Raw genomic sequence first — 20,493 nt, 5'->3', positions numbered from 1 at the left:
AAATCGGTGACAATGCCGCCACGAGGGTCGGCCAAGCGGCCCACATCATAGCCAAGAATCGTTCCTACCTTAAGGGCTGCCCGCATGAAACGAACGGCCTTCTTCGTCTCCGACGGTACCGGTATCACCGCGGAGACGCTCGGACAGAGCCTTCTGGCGCAGTTCGAGAACATCGAATTCCGCAAATTGGTGCGACCTTATGTCGACAATGTCGACAAGGCGCGCGCCATCGTCGGGCAGATCAACGCCGCGGAAGAAAGCGACGGCGCCCGCCCGATCATCTTCGACACCATCGTCAACCAGGAAATTCGTGACGTCCTGGCGAAATCCAATGGTTTCATGATCGACATCTTCTCGACCTTCCTTGCCCCACTGGAACACGAGCTCACCGCGCAATCCTCCTACACCGTCGGCAAATCCCACTCCATCGCTCACAGCGCCCAGTACATGGAGCGCATCGAAGCGGTGAACTTCGCCCTGGACAACGATGACGGCGCGCGCACCCAGTACTACGACAAGGCGGATCTGATCCTGGTCGGCGTATCGCGCTGCGGCAAGACGCCAACCTGCCTGTACATGGCCATGCAGTATGGCATCCGCGCGGCAAACTACCCGCTCACCGAAGAAGACATGGAGCGCCTGCAAATGCCCGCGGCGCTGAAGCCTTATCGGCACAAGCTGTTCGGCCTGACCATCGACGTCGACCGACTCGCCGCGATTCGCCACGAGCGACGTCCCAACAGCCGTTACTCGAGCTTTGCCCAGTGCGAGTTCGAGGTGCGCGAGGTGGAGCAGTTGTTTCGCCGCGATAACATCCCCTACCTCAACACCACGCACTTCTCGGTGGAGGAAATCTCCGCCAAGATTCTCGTGGAAAAAGGCGTCGAACGCCGATTGAAGAAATAGCACAGCACCAATCCCGGTCTGCGCCGGTCAAAGCCGGGCGGACCGATGCGGCATGGGCGGCAAGCTCCGCTCTACCAGAGTCTCGATCACTCGACCGCAGGAGCAACGATGCCACGCTGGCGCTGGATTCTCGCTCAAATGACTCGCCGCCTCTGGCTACGGGCCAGTCTCATCGGCTTCCTGGGCATTGTCGCCGCGGTTCTCGCCACCGGCGCCGAGTACCTGGTTCCGTGGAAGCTGCCGGCCCTCATCGGCTCCGAAGCGGTCGACGGCATCCTCAACATCCTCGCCTCCAGCATGCTCGCGGTGACCACCTTCAGCCTGAGCGTGATGACCTCGGCCTACGGCTCGGCCACCAGCAACGTCACCCCTCGGGCGACCCGCCTACTGGTGGAGGACCGCACCTCGCAGAACGTGCTCTCCACCTTCGTCGGCTCGTTCCTGTTCGCCATCGTCGGCATCGTGGCGCTGAAAACCGAAGCCTACGGCGAGCGCGGACGTGCCGTGCTGTTTCTCATCACCCTGGGCGTACTGGCGCTGGTGGTGATCTCGCTGCTGCGCTGGATCGACCATCTCACGCGACTGGGACGGGTTGGCGAGACAACGCTGAAGGTCGAGCAGGCCACGGCCCGGGCCATGCAGCAGCGCCTGGAACACCCTTGGCTCGGCGGGGTGCCGCGCGACACCCTGGACCCACCCCCCGGCGCGATAGCGCTGCGAGGCTCACGCATCGGCTACATCCAACACCTGGACACCGCCGCCCTGCAGCAATGTGCCGAGGCCAACGAACTGGAAGTCTTCGTGGAGTGCCTGCCCGGCGCCTTCGTCTACCCGGACACGCCACTGGCCTGGCTGACGCTTCCCCACGGACTCGCCGACAGCGAAGCGGTCCTGCAGACCCTGTGCGCTGCTTTCACCATCGAGCGGGAACGCAGCTTCGATCAGGACCCTCGCTTCGGCCTGGCGGTGCTCTCGGAGATCGCCTCGCGAGCACTCTCCCCAGCGGTGAACGACGCGGGCACGGCGATCGATGTCATTGGCCGCTCCACGCGCCTGCTCGCCCAGTGGGCCCAGGGCAGCGAGAAGCCCACGCCAACCGCCAGCTACCCCCGCATCTGGGTGCGCAGCCTGCAGGACGAAGATCTGTTCGAGGACGCCTTCTGGCTGCTGGCCCGCGACGGCGCGGGACACGTCGAAGTCCAACTGCGCCTGCGCAAGGCACTGCAGGCGCTGGCACGCCTGGGCGAGGGCGGATTTCGCAACGCCGCCCGCCACCAGGCGCGCCTGGCACTGTCGCGCGCCGAGCAGGCGCTGACGCAAGAGCACGAACGGGCGCGACTGCGTGAGATCGAGGTCGAATAAGGAAATTCTACGGGCACAAAAAAAGCTGCCTAGGGCAGCTTTCTTGTCTCTCTGACGAGAGTGATATGGCGCAGCGGACGGGACTCGAACCCGCGACCCCCGGCGTGACAGGCCGGTATTCTAACCGACTGAACTACCGCTGCGTCGGCTCTCAAGGTAATGGTGGCTGATGACGGGATCGAACCGCCGACCCCCTGCGTGTGATGCAGGTGCTCTCCCAGCTGAGCTAATCAGCCATCGCCTTGCGAGGCCGCGAACTTTACGCAGGTTGCCCGAAAGCGTCAACAGCGTTTCGAAAAAAATTCTTCAAAAACATCGATTTCGCAGCGTCGAGCGTTTTTTTTCGAGGCGCCCACGGATCACTCCGCGTAGATCATCTTGCGGGTCATGCCGCCATCGACGACGAACTCCTCGCCGGTGACGAATCCCGCCTGGGAAGACAGTAGCCAAGCGACCAGCGCCGCGACGTCCTCCACCTCGCCAACCCGCCCTACCGGATGCTGGGCATGGTCGCTGGGCGAAAGTGGATCGGCACGTCGCTGCGAAGGATCGCGGGCATCGATCCAGCCGGGGCTCAGCGCATTGACGCGCACCTCCGGACCGAGACTGACCGCCAGCGCCCGCGTCAGGCCGAGCAAGCCGGCCTTGCTCGCCGAATAGGCTTCGCTGTCCGCCTCACTCTGCTGCGCGCGGGTCGAGGCGATGTTGACGATGCTGCCGCCATGGGCGCGCAAGTAGCGCGCCGCGTGCTTGCTCATCAGCATCGCACCGGTGAGATTGGTCGCCAGCACACGATTCCACTGGGTCAGGCTCAAGCGCTCCAGCGGCGCGTTGTAGGGATCGGCGTGCCCGGCATTGTTGACCAATGCATCGAGCCGGCCGAACTGCCCGACGACTTCCGCCAGCGCCGTGGACACCTGTGCCTCGTCGGCCACATCGAGGGCGACGAACCAGGCGCCCTCGCCCAGCGCCTTGGCCACTCGCGAGCCGCGCGCACGGTCACGGTCGGCGAGCACCACCTGCCAGCCTTCGGCCAGCAGCCAGGCCGAGATACCCAGACCGATGCCGCGCGCCGCGCCGGTGACCAGCGCTACGCGCCCCGTCGGACGCGCACCGAGTTCGAGTTGCAGCCCCTCACTCATACCGACGCCAAGGCGCTCAAACCGCGAGCGAGGTCGGCCTTGAGGTCTTCGACATCCTCGAGGCCGACAGCAACGCGCACCAGGTCGTCACCGATGCCCGCGCGCGCACGCTCCTCGGGGCTCAGGCGGCCGTGGGAAGTGGTTGCCGGGTGCGCGATGGTGCTTTTGGTATCGCCCAGATTGGTAGTGATGGAAATCATCCGGGTGGCATCGATGAAACGCCAGGCGCCTTCCTTGCCGCCTTCGACCTCGAAGCTCAGTACCGCGCCGAATGCCGATTGCTGGCGCTTGGCGAGCGCATGCTGCGGATGGCTTTCCAGGCCGGCGTAATGCACCCGACGAATCCCCGACTGCCCTTCCAGCCAGCGCGCCAACTCCAGCGCGGAGGCGCTGTGCGCCTGCATGCGGATACGTAGCGTCTCCAGGCCCTTGAGGAACACCCAGGCGTTGAACGGGCTCAGCGTGGGCCCTGCGGTACGCAGGAAACCGACCAGCTCCTTCATCAGCTCCGCGCGACCGGCGACCACGCCGCCCAGGCAGCGGCCCTGCCCATCGATGTACTTGGTCGCCGAGTGCACCACCACATCGGCACCGAGCTTGAGCGGCTGTTGCAATGCCGGCGTGCAGAAGCAGTTGTCCACCGCCAGCAACGCACCGGCCTCATGGGCGATGTCGGCCAGCGCGGCGATGTCCACCAGTTCGGCCAGCGGATTGGACGGCGACTCGACGAACAGCAACTTGGTGTTGGGCTTGAGCGCCGCACGCCAGCCATCCAGATCGGCCAACGGCGGATAGTCCACCTGCACGCCGAAGCGCTTGAGGTATTTCTCGAACAGGCTGATGGTCGAGCCGAACACGCTCTGCGAGACCAGCACGTGATCGCCCGCGCTGCACAGGCTCATCACCAGCGCGAGGATCGCCGACATCCCCGAGGCGGTGGCCACGGCCTGCTCGGCGCCCTCGAGCGCCGCCATGCGCTCTTCGAACACGCGGACGGTGGGGTTGGTGTAGCGCGAGTAGACGTTGCCCGGCACCTGCCCACCGAAGCGCGCGGCGGCATCAGCCGCTGTGCGGAACACGTAGCTGGAGGTGAAGAACAACGGCTCGCCGTGCTCACCCTCCGGCGTGCGTTGCTGGCCGGCACGTACCGCCAGGGTATCGAAGCCCGCGTCCTGTAGATCGCTGTCCAGGCGCCCGGCCTGCCATTCCTCGGTCATCGCTGTTACCTCGTGATGGCCGGCGCGGCTGGCGCCGGCAGGTATAGATTTTCCCGGCCCGACGGCCGGGAGCTGGGCCTGCGGCCCCTCAGTTGTTGCGCAGGTCGATGATCTCGCTGGCCATCATCTCGCCCTTGGCCTTGCTGGCATCGTTACGCGCCTGGTCGATGCGCGTCAGGTAGACCTGGCTGACATCGCCGGTGATGTAGTCACCATCGAACACCGCAGCGTCGAAACGACCGATCGCGGCGTTGCCCTCGCGCACCGCGGCTTCCAGATCTTCCAGGTCCTGGTAGAGCAGCCAGTCGGCGCCGATCAGCTGTGCCACATCATCGGTGGTCCGGTTATGGGCGATCAGCTCGTGGGGGCTCGGCATGTCGATGCCGTAGACGTTGGGGTAGCGCACCGCGGGTGCGGCGGAGCAGAAGTAGACGTTCTTCGCGCCGGCCTCGCGGGCCATCTGGATGATCTGCTTGCAGGTGGTGCCGCGCACGATGGAGTCGTCCACCAGCATCACGTTCTTGCCACGGAATTCCTGCTCGATGGCGTTGAGCTTCTGCCGCACGGACTTCTTGCGCGCCGCCTGGCCGGGCATGATGAAGGTCCGACCGATATAGCGGTTCTTGACGAAACCCTCGCGGAATTTCACGCCCAGGCGATTGGCCAACTCCAGCGCAGCGGTGCGGCTGGTGTCGGGGATCGGGATGATCACGTCGATGTCGTGATCGGGCTTCTCCCGGAGGATCTTGTCGGCGAGCTTCTCGCCCATGCGCAGGCGCGCCTGGTACACCGAGACGCCGTCCATGATCGAGTCCGGACGCGCCAGGTAGACGTGCTCGAAGATGCACGGGTTGAGCTGCGGGTCTTTTGCGCACTGGCGGGTGTGCAGGCGACCGTCGTCGCTGATGTAGACCGCCTCGCCCGGCGCCAGGTCGCGAATCAGGGTGAAGCCGAGCACGTCCAGAGCCACGCTCTCGGAGGCGATCATGTACTCCACGCCGTGCTCGGTGTGGCGCTGGCCGAAGACGATCGGACGAATACCATGGGGATCGCGGAAGCCGACGATGCCGTAGCCGGTGATCATCGCCACCACCGCGTAACCGCCACTGCAGCGTTCATGCACGCGGGAAACCGCGGCGAACACGTCTTCCTCGGTCGGGTGCAGCTTGCCGCGCACCGCCAACTCATGGGCCAGCACGTTGAGCAACACCTCGGAGTCCGAGTTGGTGTTCACGTGGCGCAGGTCGGACTCGTAGATTTCGCGGGAGAGCTGCTCGACGTTGGTCAGGTTGCCGTTGTGCGCCAGGGTGATGCCATACGGCGAGTTGACGTAGAACGGCTGCGCCTCGGCCGGGCTGGAGGAACCCGCGGTGGGATAGCGCACGTGCCCCAGGCCGACATTGCCGACCAGGTGCTGCATGTGACGCTGCTGGAACACGTCGCGCACCAGGCCATTGTCCTTGCGCAGGAACAGCCGGCCGTTATGGCTGGTGACGATTCCCGCGGCGTCCTGACCACGGTGCTGAAGCACGGTAAGCGCGTCGTACAGGGACTGATTGACGTTCGACTTACCGACGATACCGACGATGCCACACATGTGACGCAACCTCACTCAAGATTCAGCAGAACGGCCTCGTGGGCCGCGGTTCAACGCGCCAGACCACCGACGCCCAGTTGCGCCGGCGCGGCGCTGTCGATCATCCATTGACCGGCGATGTTCAGGATCAGATTCTTCGACCAGTCGGCCACCAGCAGGAAATGTGGCAGCAGGCTGGAACGTTGCCACCAGGCGTCCTGCTGCAACGGCGCCAGGCTCGCCAGGCCGACCAGCACGACCACCAGCAAGGCGCCACGCGCGGCGCCGAAGACCATGCCGAGAAAACGATCGGTACCCGACAGACCGGTCACGCGCACCAGTTCGCCGATGAGATAGTTGATCAGCGCCCCGACCAGCAGCGTCGCGACGAAAAGAATGGCGCACGCAGCGATCACGCGTGCCGAGGGCGTCTCGATGTACGCGGCCAGGTGCTGCGACAGCGCACCGCCGAACAGCCAGGCCACGGCACCGGCAATGATCCAGGTGAGCAGCGAGAGGGCCTCCTTGACGAAGCCACGTCTCAAGCTGATCAGGCTGGAAACGGCAATGACGGCGATGATCGCCCAGTCGACCCAGGTGAATGCCACGATGCGGCCTGCGAAGGGGAAAGGCGGCGCATTCTAGCAGAAGCGCCGCCGACGGTTAACCACGCTGGAATGGCTCAGCCGCGCTCCGGCTCGAAGCGCACCACCAGCCCGTCGAGCTTGTGCTGACGCTGCAACTGGTCGCGCAAGCGATTGGCCTCGGCGCGCTCGACCAGCGGCCCGACGAACACCCTGTTGATGTTGCCGGCGCTGCGGATGTAGGCATTGTACCCCTGGCTGCGCAGGGTCTTCTGCAAGGCTTCCGCGTTGGCACGATTGCTCAGCGCCGCGAGCTGCACCGACCAGCTCACCGGAAGACTGGCCGCATCCAAGTGCGGCTCGTCAGGCTGCGATTCGGTGACTGCGGGCGCAGGCTCCGCGGCAGGCGCGGCGGGCGCATTGGCGGCCGGAGCCTCGGGCAGCGGCAAGGCGGCGATCGGCGGCGGTTCGCTGGGGCTGGAGGGTTCCGAGGGGGTCTCTACCACCGCCGACGGCTCGGGCTCGGCGACAGGGGCCGTTTCGGGCTCGGGCACCTCCACCGGCGACAGCTCGATGGTCGGCGCGGTCGGTTGCGCCGGAATGCTCGGCGCCTCGACGCTCACATGCCGCAGCTCATCGCTGCGATTGAGCAGCATCGGCAGGAAGATCACCGCCAGTGCGACCAGCACCAGCGCTCCCACCATGCGTTGCTTGAGCCCCGTTTCGAGCATTGCCATCGCGTTCCTCTCAGGCCAGCCAGTCCAGCGCCTCGGCGACGCAGTAGAAGGATCCGAACACAAGAATCTCGTCGCCCTCGGCGGCCAGTTCGCACTGCGCATCCAGCGCCGCGGCGATGCTTTCGTAGGCCTGGGTCTGGGCGCCCTGTGTTTCCAGCGCCAGGGCCAGGGCCTCACCGGCGCGGGTGCGCGAGGTCGGCAGCGGGGCCGTGGCCCAGCGCTCGATCAACGGCAACAACGGCCCGACGACACCGGCCAGATCCTTGTCCGCGAGCAGCCCGAACACCGCCAGGCGTCGCCCGACGGGAGGTCGGCGACGCAGGCGCGCGGCGAGGTACTCGGCGGCATGGGGATTATGCCCAACATCCAGCAGCACTGTCAGCGCCTTGCCCTGCCACTGCAGCGGCACCCGCTGCAGGCGCCCGGTCAGTTGCGTACGCTGCAACGCAGCGCCGAGCACGGCCGGCTGCCAGGGCAGATCCAGCAGGGCATAGGCCTGCAAGGCCAGGGCGGCGTTTTCCTGCGGCAGGTCCAGCAACGCCAGGCCCTCCAGGCGCAGCGCTGCGCCGCGCGCGTCGCGGCCGTACCAGCTCCACGCCCCATCGCCCTCTTCCAGATCGAAGTCACGACCGCGAAGCAGCAGCGGCGCGGCCAGCTCCTCGGCGCGCGCCAGCAGGCTCGCTGGCGGTTGCGGATCGCCACAGAGCGCGGGACGCCCAGCGCGGAAGATGCCCGCCTTTTCCCGCGCCACGGATTCACGACTGTCACCCAGCCACTCTGCGTGATCGAGACCGATGCTGGTCACCAGCGCCAGGTCCGCGTCCATCAGATTGACCGCATCCAGGCGCCCGCCCAGGCCGACTTCGAGCACGGCGAAATCCAGCGCCGCCGCCTCGAACAGCAGGAAGGTGGCCAGGGTGCCGAACTCGAAATAGGTCAGGCTGATATCGCCACGCGCCGCTTCGATACGCGCGAAGGCCTCGCACAACTGAGCATCCTCGACCTCCCGGCCGTCGATGCGCACCCGCTCGTTGTAGCGACGCAGGTGGGGCGAGGCGTAGACCCCGACCCGCAGGCCTTGGGCAGCCAGCAGTTCGGCGAGGAAAGCGCAGGTCGAGCCCTTCCCATTGGTGCCTGTGACGGTGACCACACGCTGCGCCGGACGTCCCAGACCAAGGCGCTCGGCGACTTTTTCCAGGCGCTCGAGCCCCATGTCGATGGCATTCGGGTGCAGCTGTTCGAGATAGCTCAGCCAGGCTTCGAGCGAACGCGGATTCATGACGCTTCGGCGGCGACCTGCGCGGGCGCAACCGGGGCCGGCAGTCCGCTGAACTGCGCCAGCAGGCGCGCCAGGCGGCTACGCAGTTCCTGGCGCGGCACGATGATGTCGATCGCCCCGTGTTCGAGCAGGAACTCGCTGCGCTGGAAGCCTTCAGGCAGCTTCTCGCGCACGGTCTGCTCGATCACGCGGGGACCGGCGAAGCCGATCAGCGCCTTGGGCTCGGCAACGATGACATCGCCAAGCATCGCCAGACTGGCGGAAACGCCGCCGTAGACCGGGTCGGTCAGCACGGAGATGAAGGGCACGCCCTCCTCGCGCATGCGCGCCAGCACTGCGGAGGTCTTGGCCATCTGCATCAACGAGATCAGCGCTTCCTGCATGCGCGCGCCGCCGGAAGCGGAGAAGCACACCAGCGGGCAGCGCTGCTCGAGCGCGACGTTGGCGGCACGCACGAAGCGTTCGCCACAGATCGCGCCCATGGAACCGCCCATGAAGCTGAACTCGAAGGCGCAGGCGACCACCGGCATACCCAGCAGGGCACCGGACATGGCAATCAGCGAATCCTTCTCGCCCGTGTCCTTCTGCGCGGCGACCAGGCGGTCCTTGTATTTCTTGCTATCGCGGAATTTCAGGCGATCCACCGGCTCCAGATCGGCGCCGATCTCTTCGCGGCCTTCGGCGTCGAGGAAGATATCCAGGCGACGGCGGGCGTTGATGCGCATGTGATGTCCGCACTTGGGGCAGACGTCGAGGGTCTTCTCCAGCTCAGGCTTGTAGAGCACCGCCTCGCAGGAGGGGCACTTGTGCCAGAGCCCTTCGGGCACGGAACTCTTCTTCACTTCCGATCGCATGATCGAAGGGATCAGCTTGTCTACCAGCCAGTTGCTCATGCGCTTTGCTCTCCACAGCTTGTCCTGGCAGCGTCGAGCGAGAGTCGCCACTGCCCCAGAATTCGTAGCGAGACACCCGTGCCAATCGGCATCAGCGGGCTCTCGCGCAAGGCACGGCGCGCTCGGGCGCCATGCATTCGACCAGCTATGGACGGCGTCCACTGGATCGCCGTCACATCATCTAACCGGCGCGTCTTACCTCATTCACGAAGGCGCGTACTCGCGCCTCGTCCTTGATCCCCTTGGCTGCCTCAACACCACCACTCACGTCCACCGCGAAGGGCTGTACTCGGGCAATCGCCTCTCCGACGTTACTCGGCTCCAGGCCACCGGCGAGAATCAGCGGCTTATCCAGCAGCGGCACAGCGCCCCAGTCGAACGCCTCTCCGGTGCCGCCGGGAATGCCCGGCACGTAAGCATCAAGGAGGATTCCGCGGGCACGCCGGTAGGTCGCCGCGCGGGCGGCGATGTCCTCACCGGGGCGCATGCGCAGGGCCTTGATGTACGGACGCGCATAGCGTTCGCACTCTTCCGGCGTTTCATCACCATGGAATTGCAGCAGATCCAGCGGCAGGGCATCGAGCAGTTCGTCGATTTCGCAGCGCGGCGCATCGACGAACAGGCCGACGGTGGTCACGAATGGAGGCAACACCGCGAGGATCTCGCGCGCCTGCGCCAGACTCACTGCACGCGGGCTGGGAGCGTAGAAGACCAGGCCGATGGCGTCCGCCCCTGCGGCGGCGGCGGCCAGGGCGTCTTGCGGGCGGGTGATACCGCAGATTTTGCAACGCACGACGGACAAGGGGCGGTCCCGATTGAAATTGAGACAGGGATGTTAGCAAAAGCCGCGTCCATCGCAAGCACGGCTCAGCGCGCGGCGCAGTCGTCCAGCCCGGAAAGGAAGTGCGGCCCCAGATAGCGCTGCGGCAGAACGAAACGCTCCGGATATTCGACGCTCACCAGGTAAAGCCCGTAGGGATGCGCCGTGATGCCACCGTCTCGACGCAGGCGCCCGGCAAGAATGCTCGCCGCCCACTCCACCGGGCGCTCACCCGTGCCGATGGTCATCAGCACACCGGCAATGTTGCGCACCATGTGATGCAGGAAGGCATTGGCACGGATATCCAGCACGATGAAGCGGCCATGCTCGATCACTTCAAGGTGATGCACCGTCTTGATCGGCGACTTCGCCTGGCAGGCCGTAGCGCGGTAGGCGCTGAAGTCATGGGTACCGACCAGCGCCCGCGCGGCTTCACGCATGCGCCCCGCATCCAGCGGACGATGGTTCCAGGTGACTTCCTCGGCCATATGCGCCGGACGGATCGGATCGTTGTAGATCACATAGCGATAACGCCGCGCCATGGCGGAGAAGCGCGCATTGAAATCCGCTGGCATCGAGCGAGCCCAGGTCACGCTGACACCGGGCGGCAGGTTGGCATTGGCCCCCATGATCCAGGCGTGTTCGCTGCGCTGCACGCGGGTGTCGAAATGCACCACCTGGCCACTGGCATGCACGGAGGCGTCGGTGCGCCCGGCACAGATCATGGTCAGCGCTTCGCCACCGGCGACTCGCCCCAAGGCTTTCTCCAGCGCCGCCTGCACCGACGGCACGCCAGGCAACTGGCGCTGAAAACCACGAAAAGCACTGCCCTTGTACTCGATACCCAGGGCGATTCTGTAGAAGCCGGCGGCTGCGACTTCGGTCACCGCCGGCGGTATTGCGTCACTCATTTCAGCCCAGGCGTTCCATCAGTTCACGTGCAGCCTGCTGCTGCTCTTCGTTGCCCTCGGCGAGTACCTCGCCGAGGATGTCACGCGCACCCTCGTTGTCGCCCATGTCCAGGTAAGCCTGGGCAAGGTCCAGCTTGGTGGCGACTTCGTCGGTACCCCCGAGAAAATCGAAATCGTCGTCCTCGTCATCATCGAGGCCCGCGAAGGTAGCCGGCGTAGGCTCCGGTTTGGCCGGCGCTGCTGGCGCAGGCTCCTCGACGGGCGGCTCGTCGTCGTCCGCCCCCAGGTCGAAGTCCATCGGTAGCTCATGCTCGTCTGCCGCCGAGGGCTTGCGCTCTTCCGGCGGAGCATCATCGAGCGCCGCGAACGCATCTTCCAGCTCATCGCGCGAAGCGGGCGTGGCGGGTTCTTCGGGCGCATCGAACAACGTCTCGTCGAAGGCCGGCTCGTGATCCTGCAGGGGCTTCTCGGTATTCCCCAGATCGAAATCCAGGCCGAAGTCATCGTTCTCCACCGGCGTACTGGCGGGCGCCTCCGGCTCGGTCTCCTCGGGCCCGCCGAATTCACGCTGCAAAGCCTCGAAATCGAAGTTGGGAAACGCCGGTTCGCCCACTGCGGGCGACGGTTCGGGCTGCGCGGCAGGCGAGCTCTCTGGAGCGGCGCTGTCGAGGTCGGAGAAGTTCAGATCATCCAGCCCCAGGTCATCCTCGTCCTGAGCGCTGTGCTGCGTCGCGGCATAGGCCGCAGCCCCTGCCGCCACACCGAGCAATCCGGCATAGCGCGCGCGAACCTCGGCAATCTGCGCTTCCGCACCACCCAGGTCTCGCAATTCGCGCTCCTGGCGCTCGAACCCCTGACGGTTGCCCTGCTCGCCCTCGACCTCCAGAAGCTTCAGGCGCAGATCCCGGCGCTGCGGCTCGGCATCGATGGCGCGCTCGAGCAGTTCCGCAGCCTGACTGAAGCGGCCATAGGCGACGAGCAGATCGGCCTCGGTCAGCGGGTCCTCCGGCTGCGGATCGACTCCGACCAGAGCGTCGTCCTCGCCATCCAGACCGGCGCTCAAGGACTCATCGGCAAAGTCGTCATCCAGATCGCCCTTCCGCGAGTCATCGCGCACCGCGTCCTGGTTCTTGCCCCGCCGTGAAACCACCAGGAGCGCCAGCAGCAGCAACAGGACGATGCTGCCACCCATCAGTGCCAGCATCATTGGGCTGGACAGCAACGACAGCAAGCCCCCCGCATCGGGCTCAGCCGGCTCGGCGACCGGCGCGGGCTCAGCCGGCGACTGCTCGGCCTCGGGTTGCGGTGCTGCGTCCGCCTCAGGCTGCTCGGCCTCGCTCACCGCGCCAGCGCCTGCGCCCGCCTCCAGCTCAGCCATGCGCTGATCCTTGAGTTCGATCAGGCGCTGCAGCTTGTCCAGTTGGCTCTGCAGATCGCTGAGGCGGCTCTTGAGCTCCTCGTTCTCGCGGCGCGTGGTGTCCAGGCTCTCACGCGTTACCGCGAGTTCTTCGCTGAGCCGCGCGTTCTCCGCGGCCGCACCCTTGTCGCCATCCTGCCCGGCGCTGGCGGCATCGCTGTCGGGGGCGACCAGACGCAGGTTGTCCCCGCGTTCGCTCGGCGTTTCGGCCTGCGCAGGCGTATCACGCGGCGAGGCATCCAGCTGGCGCGCCGGAGCACGGCGCGCCTGGCGCCAGGCTGCGTTTTGCGCCGCGACCTCACGGATCGCCTCGCCACGGTTGCGACGGCGGATCTGCGCATCGTCGGGCAGACGCAGGACCTGGCCTGACTTGAGGCGATTGATGTTGCCATCGATGAATGCGCCAGGGTTCAGATCCTGGATCGCCAGCATGGTCTGGTGCACGCGTGCCTGGCCGCCGGCATCCTCGGCGATCGCCCAGAGCGTGTCATTAGGATGGGTGCGATAGCTGCGCGGGGCCACGCTGTTTGACGCTGACGGCGCCGGGGCGCTCGACGAGGGGGCGGCTACGGGCGCGCGGTTAGCGGGTGCCGCTGCACCATTCGGCGCACCGATAGGCAACTGTGGCGCGGCGGCGGCCGCCACCTGCGGCGAGTAGAGCGGCGGATCGAGCAGCATGGTGTACTCGCGCAGCAGTCGCCCGCTGGGCCAGAGCACCTCGACGAGGAAGTTCAGGTAGGGCTCGCGCACCGGTCGCGTGGACGCGACATGGATGGTGCCACGGCCATCGGCGCCGATCTTCGCGGTGAAGCGCAGGTCGCCGAGAAAGGCGGGGCGCTCCAGCCCTGCCTTGCCGAACTCCTCCGGCGAGGCGAGCAATGGCTTGAGATCACCCGCCTCCAGGCCGCGGGCATCGAACACTTCGATATCGGCACTGAGCGGCTGATTGAGCGCCGAGCGCAGGGTGATTTCCCCCAGCCCCAGCGCTTGCGCCATGCCGCTGGAAAGAGCCGATACCGCAGCGATCGCCAGCGCCAGTTTGCGAACCCGAACCATAGCGTTATTCCTTGATAATGCATTCCGGACACCGTGATACGAATTCACGGCCCCCGCTTCCACCGAGGCACTCGCGCGTCATAGCGAAACTAGAAAAGCCTTCGCGAATATCACGCAAGTATCTTTGACGATGGGTGTTTTATCAACAAGGCCGCCACCGGTACGGTTTTCCGGCCGGGGTCTGGTGTCGAATTATCCGACGTGAGCCGCAAATCGACGTTGAGGCCGACGACTGCTGGCTTTTTAGTGGCAGGCCCCCTCGCCACGCGGGGCGACGGGGCTGCCCGCAAAGATCAGCGTTCGAGAAGGATACGCAGCATGCGCCGCAGGGGCTCGGCAGCACCCCACAACAGCTGGTCGCCGACGGTGAAGGCGCCCAGGTACTGGGAGCCCATGTTCAGCTTGCGCAGGCGACCGACCGGAACGCTGAGCGTGCCGGTGACGGCTGTCGGGGTCAGCTCCCGCATGCTGATCTCGCGCTGATTGGGCACCAGCTTGACCCAGGGGTTGTGGCTGCTGATCAGGCCTTCGAGGTCCGACAGCGGCACATCCTTGTTCAACTTGATGGTCAGCGCCTGGCTGTGGCAGCGCATGGCGCCTACGCGCACGCAGATGCCATCCACCGGAATCGGGTTCTTGAAGCGACCGAGGATCTTGTTGGTCTCGGCCTGGGCCTTCCACTCCTCACGGCTCTGCCCGTTGGGCAGTTCCTTGTCGATCCAGGGAATCAGGCTGCCGGCCAGCGGCACGCCGAAGTTGTCGACCGGGAAGCCTTCGCCACGCTGGGCTTCGGCGACCTTGCGGTCGATGTCCAGGATGGCGCTGGCCGGATCGGCGAGGTCATCGGCCACCGAATCTTCGATGGCCCCCATCTGGCGGATCAGCTCGCGCATGTTCTGCGCACCGGCGCCGGATGCGGCCTGATAGGTCATCGCGCTCATCCAGTCGACCAGGCCGGCCTCGAACAGGCCGCCGAGGCCCATCAGCATCAGGCTGACGGTGCAGTTACCGCCGATGTAGTTCTTCACCCCGGCATCGAGCTTCTGGTCGATGACCCGGCGGTTGACCGGATCAAGCACGATCACCGCGTCGTCTTCCATGCGCAGGCTGGAGGCGGCGTCGATCCAGTAGCCCTGCCAGCCGGCTTCACGCAGCTTGGGGAAGACCGCCTGGGTATAGTCGCCGCCCTGGCAGGTAACGATCACGTCCAGGGTTTTCAGCTCATCGATGCTGTACGCATCCTTGAGCGGGGCGGTGTCCTTGCCGACCTCGGGACCCTGCCCGCCGACGTTGGAGGTGGTGAAGAATACCGGCTCGATCAGGTCGAAGTCCCGCTCTTCCAGCATCCGCTGCATGAGCACGGAACCCACCATGCCACGCCAACCGATCAGACCTACACGCTTCATCGCTACTACCTATCAATGGACGGACCGCCACCCGGCGGACCCATCAGATTACAGATTACGCAGGGCCGCGACTACCGCATCGCCCATTTCGCGGGTACCGACTTTGTTACAGCCGGCGGAGAAGATGTCGCCGGTACGCAGGCCGCTGTCGAGCACCTGGCTCACTGCCTGCTCGATGGCCTCGGCCGCGGCGGTCTCGCCGAAGCTGTAGCGCAGCATCATCGATACCGAGAGGATGGTCGCCAGCGGGTTGGCGACGCCCTGCCCGGCGATGTCAGGCGCCGAACCATGGCAGGGTTCGTACATGCCCTTGTTGTTGGCGTCCAGCGAGGCCGACGGCAGCATGCCGATGGAGCCGGTGAGCATCGAGGCTTCGTCGGAGAGGATGTCGCCGAACATGTTGTCGGTGACGATCACGTCGAACTGCTTGGGTGCGCGGACCAACTGCATGGCGGCGTTATCCACGTACATGTGCGACAGCTCGACGTCCGGGTAGTCGGCAGCGACTTCTTCCACGACTTCGCGCCACAACTGGCTGGAGGCCAGCACGTTAGCCTTGTCCACCGAGCAGAGCTTCTTACCACGCAGGCGCGCCATGTCGAAGCCGACCTTGGCGATACGGCGGATCTCGCCTTCGCTGTAGGGCAGCGTGTCGTAGGCACGACGCTGGCCATCGACGGTCTCCGAACCGCGCGGCGCTCCGAAGTAGATGCCACCGGTGAGCTCACGGACGATGAGGATGTCCAGTCCGGCGACGATTTCCGGCTTGAGGCTGGAGGCGTCGGCCAGTTGCGGGTAAAGCAACGCCGGACGCAGGTTGGCGAACAGCCCCAACTGCGAGCGGATTTTCAGCAGACCGCGCTCGGGACGAATGTCGCGCTCGATCTTGTCCCACTTCGGCCCACCCACGGCGCCCAGCAGCACCGCATCGGCGGCGCGGGCCCGCGCCAGGGTCTCGTCGGCCAGCGGCACCCCGTGCTTGTCGATGGCGGCGCCACCGATCACATCCTCGACCAGTTCGAAGCCCAGGCTGTACTTCTCGTTGGCCAGGTTCAGCACCTTGACCGCTTCGGCCATGATTTCCGGGCCGATACCGTCGCCGGGAAGAACCAGAATCTGCTTGCTCATCGTTGCTGTTCCTTGTTCAAGAGGCCGCAGCGCCAGGCTGCGGCGAAAAATTCAACGTTGTGCGCGGATCACCAGCACATCGGTGCTGAAGGAGCCGTCCGCGGCAATCTCGAAATATTCCCGCACCTCATCGCCCTGGGCCTGCTGCAGCGCACGAATGGCATCGCGCAAAACCGCCGGCGTACGCATCCGCTCGATCCAGGAAGCGAACTCCAGACGCAGGCGCTGGCGATGACTGGCGGTCACTGCCAGCCCGGCCTCCCCCAGCAGGCGCGACCATTCGGCGGGCGAATAGTCACGCACGTGACTGGTATCACGCAGTAACTCGACCGCCTGCAGATGAGTATCCAGCAGCGGCAGGCCGGGCGCGGCGACATCGACGAAGGCCGCCTCGCCACCGACCTTGAGCACCCGCCGCACTTCGCGCAAGGCGGCGCCCAGGTCGTTCCAGTGGTGCGCAGAATACCGGCTGATGACGAAATCGAAATCCCCGTCGGCAAACGGCAGGCGTTCCGCCGCCCCCTGCTGCGTGCGCACGTTGTCCAGCCCGCGCTCCCCGGCGCTCTGCGCGACCACTGCGAGCATCTGCTCGGAGAGATCGTATGCCACCACCTCGCCGGCCCCCGGCGCCAGCTGGAAGGCCACGTGCCCGGCGCCGCAGCCCAGATCCAGCACGCGAGCGCCGGGGCGCTGGGCCACCAGCTCGCGCAGCAGCTGGAATTCGGCGCCCTGGGCATGCACGGCACTGGAGAGATAGGCCTGGGCCTGCTCGCCGAACTGGCGCTGGACGACCGAGGTGTGGACTTGCTGGGTCATGGGAACTCCAAAAAGCGGGCGGACGCGACCGCCCGCCTGGGCATTACTTGATGGCGCCGAACAACCAGGGTTGCGCGGCCTGATGACGAGCCTCGAAGGCCTTGATCGCCTCGTCGTCCTGCAGGGTCAGGCCGATGTCGTCCAGGCCATTGAGCAGGCAGTGCTTGCGGAAAGCGTCGACTTCGAACGAATAGCTTTTGCCGTCCGGGCGGGTGACGGTCTGCGCCGCCAGGTCGACGGTCAGGCTGTAGCCCTCGGTGGCCTCGCACTGCTCGAACAGTTCGTCGACTTCCTCGTCCTTCAGCACGATGGGCAGCAAGCCGTTCTTGAAGCTGTTGTTGAAGAAGATATCGGCGAAGCTCGGCGCGATCACCGTACGGAAGCCATACTCGTCGAGCGCCCAGGGCGCATGCTCGCGGGACGAACCGCAGCCGAAGTTCTCACGGGCGAGCAGTACGCTGGCGCCCTGGTAACGCGGGAAGTTGAGCACGAACTCGTGATTGACCGGACGCGTCGAGCAGTCCTGGTTCGGCTGGCCGACGTCCAGGTAACGCCACTCGTCGAACAGGTTCGGACCGAAGCCGGTGCGCTTGATCGACTTGAGGAATTGCTTGGGAATGATCTGGTCGGTATCGACGTTGGCGCGGTCGAGCGGGCAGACCAGGCCGGTGTGCTGGGTGAAGGCTTTCATCGGATATTCCTCTCTCAGGCCTGGAGCAGTTCGCGAACGTCGACGAAGTGGCCGGCCACCGCGGCGGCAGCGGCCATGGCCGGGCTCACCAGGTGGGTGCGACCACCGGCGCCCTGGCGCCCTTCGAAGTTGCGGTTGGAGGTCGAGGCGCAATGCTCGCCGCTGCCCAGCTTGTCCGGGTTCATCGCCAGACACATGGAGCAGCCCGGCTCACGCCATTCGAAGCCCGCCTCGAGGAAGATCTTGTCCAGCCCTTCCGCCTCGGCCTGCTGCTTCACCAGACCCGAGCCCGGCACGACCATCGCCTGCTTGACGTTGGCCGCCACCTTGCGGCCCTTGGCCACCTCGGCGGCGGCACGCAGGTCCTCGATGCGCGAGTTGGTGCAGGAGCCGATGAACACGCGGTCCAGCTTGATATCGGTGATCGCCTGGTTGGCGGCCAGGCCCATGTATTTCAGCGCGCGGCTGATGGAATCCTTCTTCACCGGGTCGTTTTCGACCGCCGGGTCCGGCACGCGCTGGTCGACGGCCAGGACCATCTCCGGCGAGGTGCCCCAGCTCACCTGCGGCTTGATGTCTTCGGCACGCAATTCGATGATCGTGTCGAAATGCGCGTCGGCGTCGGAAACCAGGTCGTTCCACACCGCCACGGCGGCGTCCCAGTCGGCGCCCTTGGGCGCATAGGGACGCCCCTCGACGTAGGCGATGGTAGTGGCGTCGACGGCGACCATGCCGACCCGCGCCCCGGCCTCGATGGACATGTTGCACAGCGTCATGCGGCCTTCCATCGACAGTTCGCGGATGGCGCTGCCGGCGAATTCCATCGCATGGCCGTTGCCACCGGCGGTGCCGATCTTGCCGATCACCGCGAGCACGATGTCCTTGGCGGTGACGCCGAAGGGCAGCTTGCCCTCCACCCGCACCTGCATGTTCTTCATCTTCTTCGCCACCAGGCACTGGGTCGCGAGCACGTGCTCGACCTCCGAGGTGCCGATGCCGTGCGCCAGCGCACCGAAGGCGCCGTGGGTGGAGGTGTGCGAGTCACCGCAGACGACGGTCATCCCCGGCAGGGTCGCGCCCTGCTCCGGGCCGATGACGTGGACGATGCCCTGGCGCACATCGTTCATCTTGAATTCGAGGATGCCGAAGGCGTCGCAGTTCTCGTCCAGGGTCTTGACCTGGATGCGCGAGACTTCGTCGGCGATGGCGTCGAGGCCGCCGAGGCGCTCGTCGCGGGTGGTCGGCACGTTGTGGTCCGGGGTCGCGATGTTGGCGTCGATGCGCCAGGGCTGCCGGCCGGCCAGGCGCAGGCCCTCGAAGGCCTGGGGCGAGGTCACTTCGTGGAGGATGTGACGGTCGATGTAGATCAGCGAGGAACCGTCGTCGCGACGTTTCACCTCGTGCATGTCCCAGAGCTTGTCGTAGAGCGTCTTGCCGGCCATTGGAGAATCCTCATCAGGCTGTTTCTATGCCACGGCCTATAGCCGCATGGCTTATGGGTTCATTCTAGGAAAAAGCCACTAGATAACTCCAATTCATCTTTTTCATTGCTTTGATTCCCCTGAGGAATGATATATCTAGCTGGCCTTCTCACAGAGCTCGCACGATGGATCTTGCCAACCTCACCGCGTTCATTGCCGTCGCCGAAACCGGCAGCTTCTCCCGTGCCGGCGAGCGCCTGCATTTGACCCAGCCCGCGGTGAGCAAGCGCATCGCCGCACTCGAACAGCAACTCGACCTGCGCCTGTTCGACCGCATCGGCCGCGAGGTCGGCCTCACCGATGCGGGACACGCTCTGCTGCCGCGCGCCCATCGCATTCGCCAGGAGCTCGAGGATACGCGTCGCGCGCTGTCCAACCTCGGCGGTCAGATCGGCGGGCGCCTGACCCTGGCCACCAGTCACCACATCGGCCTGCATCGTCTGCCACCGGTATTGCGCGCCTTCACCCAGGCCTATCCGCAAGTGGCCCTGGACATTCGCTTCATGGACTCCGAAGCCGCCTACGATGAAATTCTCCAGGCGCGTACCGAATTGGCGGTCATCACCCTCGCCCCCCACACCGCCGCACCGTTGCAGGCCATGCCGGTGTGGGACGATCCGCTGGATTTCGTGGTCGCGGCCGACCACCCACTGGCACGCCAGCGCACCTTGCAGTTGGAGCAGTTGGCCGGCGAACCGGCGGTTTTTCCAGGGCAGAACACCTTCACTCGCCGCATCGTCCAGGAAGCCTTCGACGCCCGCGGCCTGACGCCGAACATCAGCATGAGCACCAACTACCTGGAAACCATCAAGATGATGGTTTCCATCGGCCTGGCCTGGAGCGTGCTGCCACGCAGCATGCTGGACGCTCAGGTCGCACGGCTGCCGATCGAGCAGCCGCAGCTACGCCGCACCCTGGGTTACGTACTGCATCGCGAGCGCACCCTGTCGAACGCTGCGCGCGCGTTCATGAGGCTGCTCGATGCACAGGCAACGGACTTGCCAGGCGATACCCGGCAAGGCTAAGTTGGCGGACCTGGCGACCGACAATGCCTCCTGGCCGTCCGCCTCG

At 65.7% G+C, this 20,493-nt stretch carries 18 protein-coding genes and 2 tRNA genes; 3 read left to right on the top strand and 17 right to left on the bottom strand.

Annotated elements, in window-relative coordinates; all coding sequences use genetic code 11:
* Positions 1 to 84: 84 nt before the first annotated feature.
* Together ppsR and ACYRGX_RS12340 are read left to right on the top strand one after the other, a co-directional pair.
* Positions 85 to 906, top strand: a complete 822-nt coding sequence (gene ppsR, locus ACYRGX_RS12345) for a posphoenolpyruvate synthetase regulatory kinase/phosphorylase PpsR (protein ID WP_473052767.1) — start codon at positions 85 to 87, stop codon at positions 904 to 906.
* A 108-nt stretch (positions 907 to 1,014) separates the two neighbouring features.
* Positions 1,015 to 2,268 carry a DUF2254 domain-containing protein gene (locus ACYRGX_RS12340; RefSeq protein ID WP_473052766.1) on the top strand — a complete coding sequence of 418 codons (1,254 nt, stop codon included), beginning with the start codon at positions 1,015 to 1,017 and terminating at the stop codon, positions 2,266 to 2,268.
* Between the two features lie 66 nt (positions 2,269 to 2,334).
* On the opposite strand, the gene ACYRGX_RS12335 is transcribed toward ACYRGX_RS12340, so the two are convergent.
* The 17 genes from ACYRGX_RS12335 to leuC form a co-directional block, all read right to left on the bottom strand.
* Positions 2,335 to 2,411: transfer RNA gene (locus ACYRGX_RS12335), tRNA-Asp, on the bottom strand.
* 17 nt (positions 2,412 to 2,428) lie between these two features.
* Positions 2,429 to 2,504: transfer RNA gene (locus ACYRGX_RS12330), tRNA-Val, on the bottom strand.
* A gap of 123 nt (positions 2,505 to 2,627) precedes the next feature.
* Positions 2,628 to 3,410, bottom strand: a complete 783-nt coding sequence (locus tag ACYRGX_RS12325) for an SDR family oxidoreductase (protein WP_473052765.1) — start codon at positions 3,408 to 3,410, stop codon at positions 2,628 to 2,630.
* Positions 3,407 to 4,627: an O-succinylhomoserine sulfhydrylase gene (locus ACYRGX_RS12320; RefSeq protein WP_473052764.1), complete on the bottom strand. Its 1,221-nt coding sequence runs from the start codon at positions 4,625 to 4,627 to the stop codon at positions 3,407 to 3,409. Before ACYRGX_RS12320 ends, ACYRGX_RS12325 begins: the two co-directional genes overlap by 4 nt.
* A gap of 88 nt (positions 4,628 to 4,715) precedes the next feature.
* Positions 4,716 to 6,224 (bottom strand): amidophosphoribosyltransferase, encoded by a 1,509-nt coding sequence (gene purF, locus ACYRGX_RS12315; RefSeq protein WP_473052763.1) that lies wholly within the window; start codon positions 6,222 to 6,224, stop codon positions 4,716 to 4,718.
* Between the two features lie 50 nt (positions 6,225 to 6,274).
* Positions 6,275 to 6,811, bottom strand: a complete 537-nt coding sequence (locus tag ACYRGX_RS12310; protein ID WP_473052762.1) for a CvpA family protein — start codon at positions 6,809 to 6,811, stop codon at positions 6,275 to 6,277.
* 74 nt (positions 6,812 to 6,885) lie between these two features.
* Complete coding sequence (locus tag ACYRGX_RS12305) at positions 6,886 to 7,524, bottom strand: SPOR domain-containing protein (protein WP_473052761.1); 639 nt, start codon at positions 7,522 to 7,524, stop codon at positions 6,886 to 6,888.
* 10 nt (positions 7,525 to 7,534) lie between these two features.
* Positions 7,535 to 8,803: a bifunctional tetrahydrofolate synthase/dihydrofolate synthase gene (gene folC, locus ACYRGX_RS12300; RefSeq protein WP_473052760.1), complete on the bottom strand. Its 1,269-nt coding sequence runs from the start codon at positions 8,801 to 8,803 to the stop codon at positions 7,535 to 7,537.
* Entirely contained in the window at positions 8,800 to 9,696 is an 897-nt protein-coding gene (gene accD / locus ACYRGX_RS12295; RefSeq protein WP_473052759.1) for an acetyl-CoA carboxylase, carboxyltransferase subunit beta, read from the bottom strand. The genes folC and accD overlap by 4 nt, the downstream gene beginning before the upstream one ends.
* A 181-nt stretch (positions 9,697 to 9,877) precedes the next feature.
* Positions 9,878 to 10,498, bottom strand: a complete 621-nt coding sequence (locus tag ACYRGX_RS12290; protein ID WP_473052758.1) for a phosphoribosylanthranilate isomerase — start codon at positions 10,496 to 10,498, stop codon at positions 9,878 to 9,880.
* A 65-nt stretch (positions 10,499 to 10,563) separates the two neighbouring features.
* On the bottom strand, positions 10,564 to 11,427 hold the full coding sequence (gene truA, locus ACYRGX_RS12285) for a tRNA pseudouridine(38-40) synthase TruA (protein ID WP_473052757.1): 864 nt from the start codon (positions 11,425 to 11,427) through the stop codon (positions 10,564 to 10,566).
* Position 11,428: 1 nt separating this feature from the next.
* Entirely contained in the window at positions 11,429 to 13,900 is a 2,472-nt protein-coding gene (locus ACYRGX_RS12280; protein ID WP_473052756.1) for a motility hub landmark protein FimV, read from the bottom strand.
* Between the two features lie 293 nt (positions 13,901 to 14,193).
* Positions 14,194 to 15,306 carry an aspartate-semialdehyde dehydrogenase gene (gene asd, locus ACYRGX_RS12275; protein ID WP_473052755.1) on the bottom strand — a complete coding sequence of 371 codons (1,113 nt, stop codon included), beginning with the start codon at positions 15,304 to 15,306 and terminating at the stop codon, positions 14,194 to 14,196.
* Between the two features lie 48 nt (positions 15,307 to 15,354).
* Positions 15,355 to 16,434 (bottom strand): 3-isopropylmalate dehydrogenase, encoded by a 1,080-nt coding sequence (gene leuB, locus ACYRGX_RS12270; protein ID WP_473052754.1) that lies wholly within the window; start codon positions 16,432 to 16,434, stop codon positions 15,355 to 15,357.
* A gap of 51 nt (positions 16,435 to 16,485) precedes the next feature.
* Complete coding sequence (locus tag ACYRGX_RS12265; protein WP_473052753.1) at positions 16,486 to 17,250, bottom strand: class I SAM-dependent methyltransferase; 765 nt, start codon at positions 17,248 to 17,250, stop codon at positions 16,486 to 16,488.
* A 43-nt stretch (positions 17,251 to 17,293) separates the two neighbouring features.
* Positions 17,294 to 17,941: a 3-isopropylmalate dehydratase small subunit gene (gene leuD / locus ACYRGX_RS12260; RefSeq protein ID WP_473052752.1), complete on the bottom strand. Its 648-nt coding sequence runs from the start codon at positions 17,939 to 17,941 to the stop codon at positions 17,294 to 17,296.
* 14 nt (positions 17,942 to 17,955) lie between these two features.
* The gene (gene leuC, locus ACYRGX_RS12255) at positions 17,956 to 19,383 is read right to left on the bottom strand and encodes a 3-isopropylmalate dehydratase large subunit (RefSeq protein ID WP_473052751.1); all 1,428 of its coding nucleotides are present in this window, start codon (positions 19,381 to 19,383) and stop codon (positions 17,956 to 17,958) included.
* A 164-nt stretch (positions 19,384 to 19,547) separates the two neighbouring features.
* Here leuC and ACYRGX_RS12250 point away from each other — a divergent pair, with 164 nt between their 5' ends.
* Positions 19,548 to 20,447 carry a LysR family transcriptional regulator gene (locus tag ACYRGX_RS12250; RefSeq protein WP_473052750.1) on the top strand — a complete coding sequence of 300 codons (900 nt, stop codon included), beginning with the start codon at positions 19,548 to 19,550 and terminating at the stop codon, positions 20,445 to 20,447.
* Positions 20,448 to 20,493: the final 46 nt, after the last annotated feature.

It is taken from the genome of Pseudomonas sp. R4-15 (assembly GCF_055768815.1).
This window is presented reverse-complemented; position numbering and strand designations above follow the sequence as displayed.

Excerpts from the sequence above, each read along its gene's own strand:
- ppsR (WP_473052767.1), top strand. The coding sequence starts at position 85 with ATGAAACGAACGGCCTTCTTCGTCTCCGACGGTACCGGTATCACCGCG.
- ACYRGX_RS12340 (WP_473052766.1), top strand. The coding sequence starts at position 1,015 with ATGCCACGCTGGCGCTGGATTCTCGCTCAAATGACTCGCCGCCTCTGG.
- ACYRGX_RS12325 (WP_473052765.1), bottom strand. The coding sequence starts at position 3,410 with ATGAGTGAGGGGCTGCAACTCGAACTCGGTGCGCGTCCGACGGGGCGC.
- ACYRGX_RS12320 (WP_473052764.1), bottom strand. The coding sequence starts at position 4,627 with ATGACCGAGGAATGGCAGGCCGGGCGCCTGGACAGCGATCTACAGGAC.
- purF (WP_473052763.1), bottom strand. The coding sequence starts at position 6,224 with ATGTGTGGCATCGTCGGTATCGTCGGTAAGTCGAACGTCAATCAGTCC.
- ACYRGX_RS12305 (WP_473052761.1), bottom strand. The coding sequence starts at position 7,524 with ATGGCAATGCTCGAAACGGGGCTCAAGCAACGCATGGTGGGAGCGCTG.
- folC (WP_473052760.1), bottom strand. The coding sequence starts at position 8,803 with ATGAATCCGCGTTCGCTCGAAGCCTGGCTGAGCTATCTCGAACAGCTG.
- accD (WP_473052759.1), bottom strand. The coding sequence starts at position 9,696 with ATGAGCAACTGGCTGGTAGACAAGCTGATCCCTTCGATCATGCGATCG.
- truA (WP_473052757.1), bottom strand. The coding sequence starts at position 11,427 with ATGAGTGACGCAATACCGCCGGCGGTGACCGAAGTCGCAGCCGCCGGC.
- ACYRGX_RS12280 (WP_473052756.1), bottom strand. The coding sequence starts at position 13,900 with ATGGTTCGGGTTCGCAAACTGGCGCTGGCGATCGCTGCGGTATCGGCT.
- asd (WP_473052755.1), bottom strand. The coding sequence starts at position 15,306 with ATGAAGCGTGTAGGTCTGATCGGTTGGCGTGGCATGGTGGGTTCCGTG.
- leuB (WP_473052754.1), bottom strand. The coding sequence starts at position 16,434 with ATGAGCAAGCAGATTCTGGTTCTTCCCGGCGACGGTATCGGCCCGGAA.
- ACYRGX_RS12265 (WP_473052753.1), bottom strand. The coding sequence starts at position 17,250 with ATGACCCAGCAAGTCCACACCTCGGTCGTCCAGCGCCAGTTCGGCGAG.
- leuD (WP_473052752.1), bottom strand. The coding sequence starts at position 17,941 with ATGAAAGCCTTCACCCAGCACACCGGCCTGGTCTGCCCGCTCGACCGC.
- leuC (WP_473052751.1), bottom strand. The coding sequence starts at position 19,383 with ATGGCCGGCAAGACGCTCTACGACAAGCTCTGGGACATGCACGAGGTG.
- ACYRGX_RS12250 (WP_473052750.1), top strand. The coding sequence starts at position 19,548 with ATGGATCTTGCCAACCTCACCGCGTTCATTGCCGTCGCCGAAACCGGC.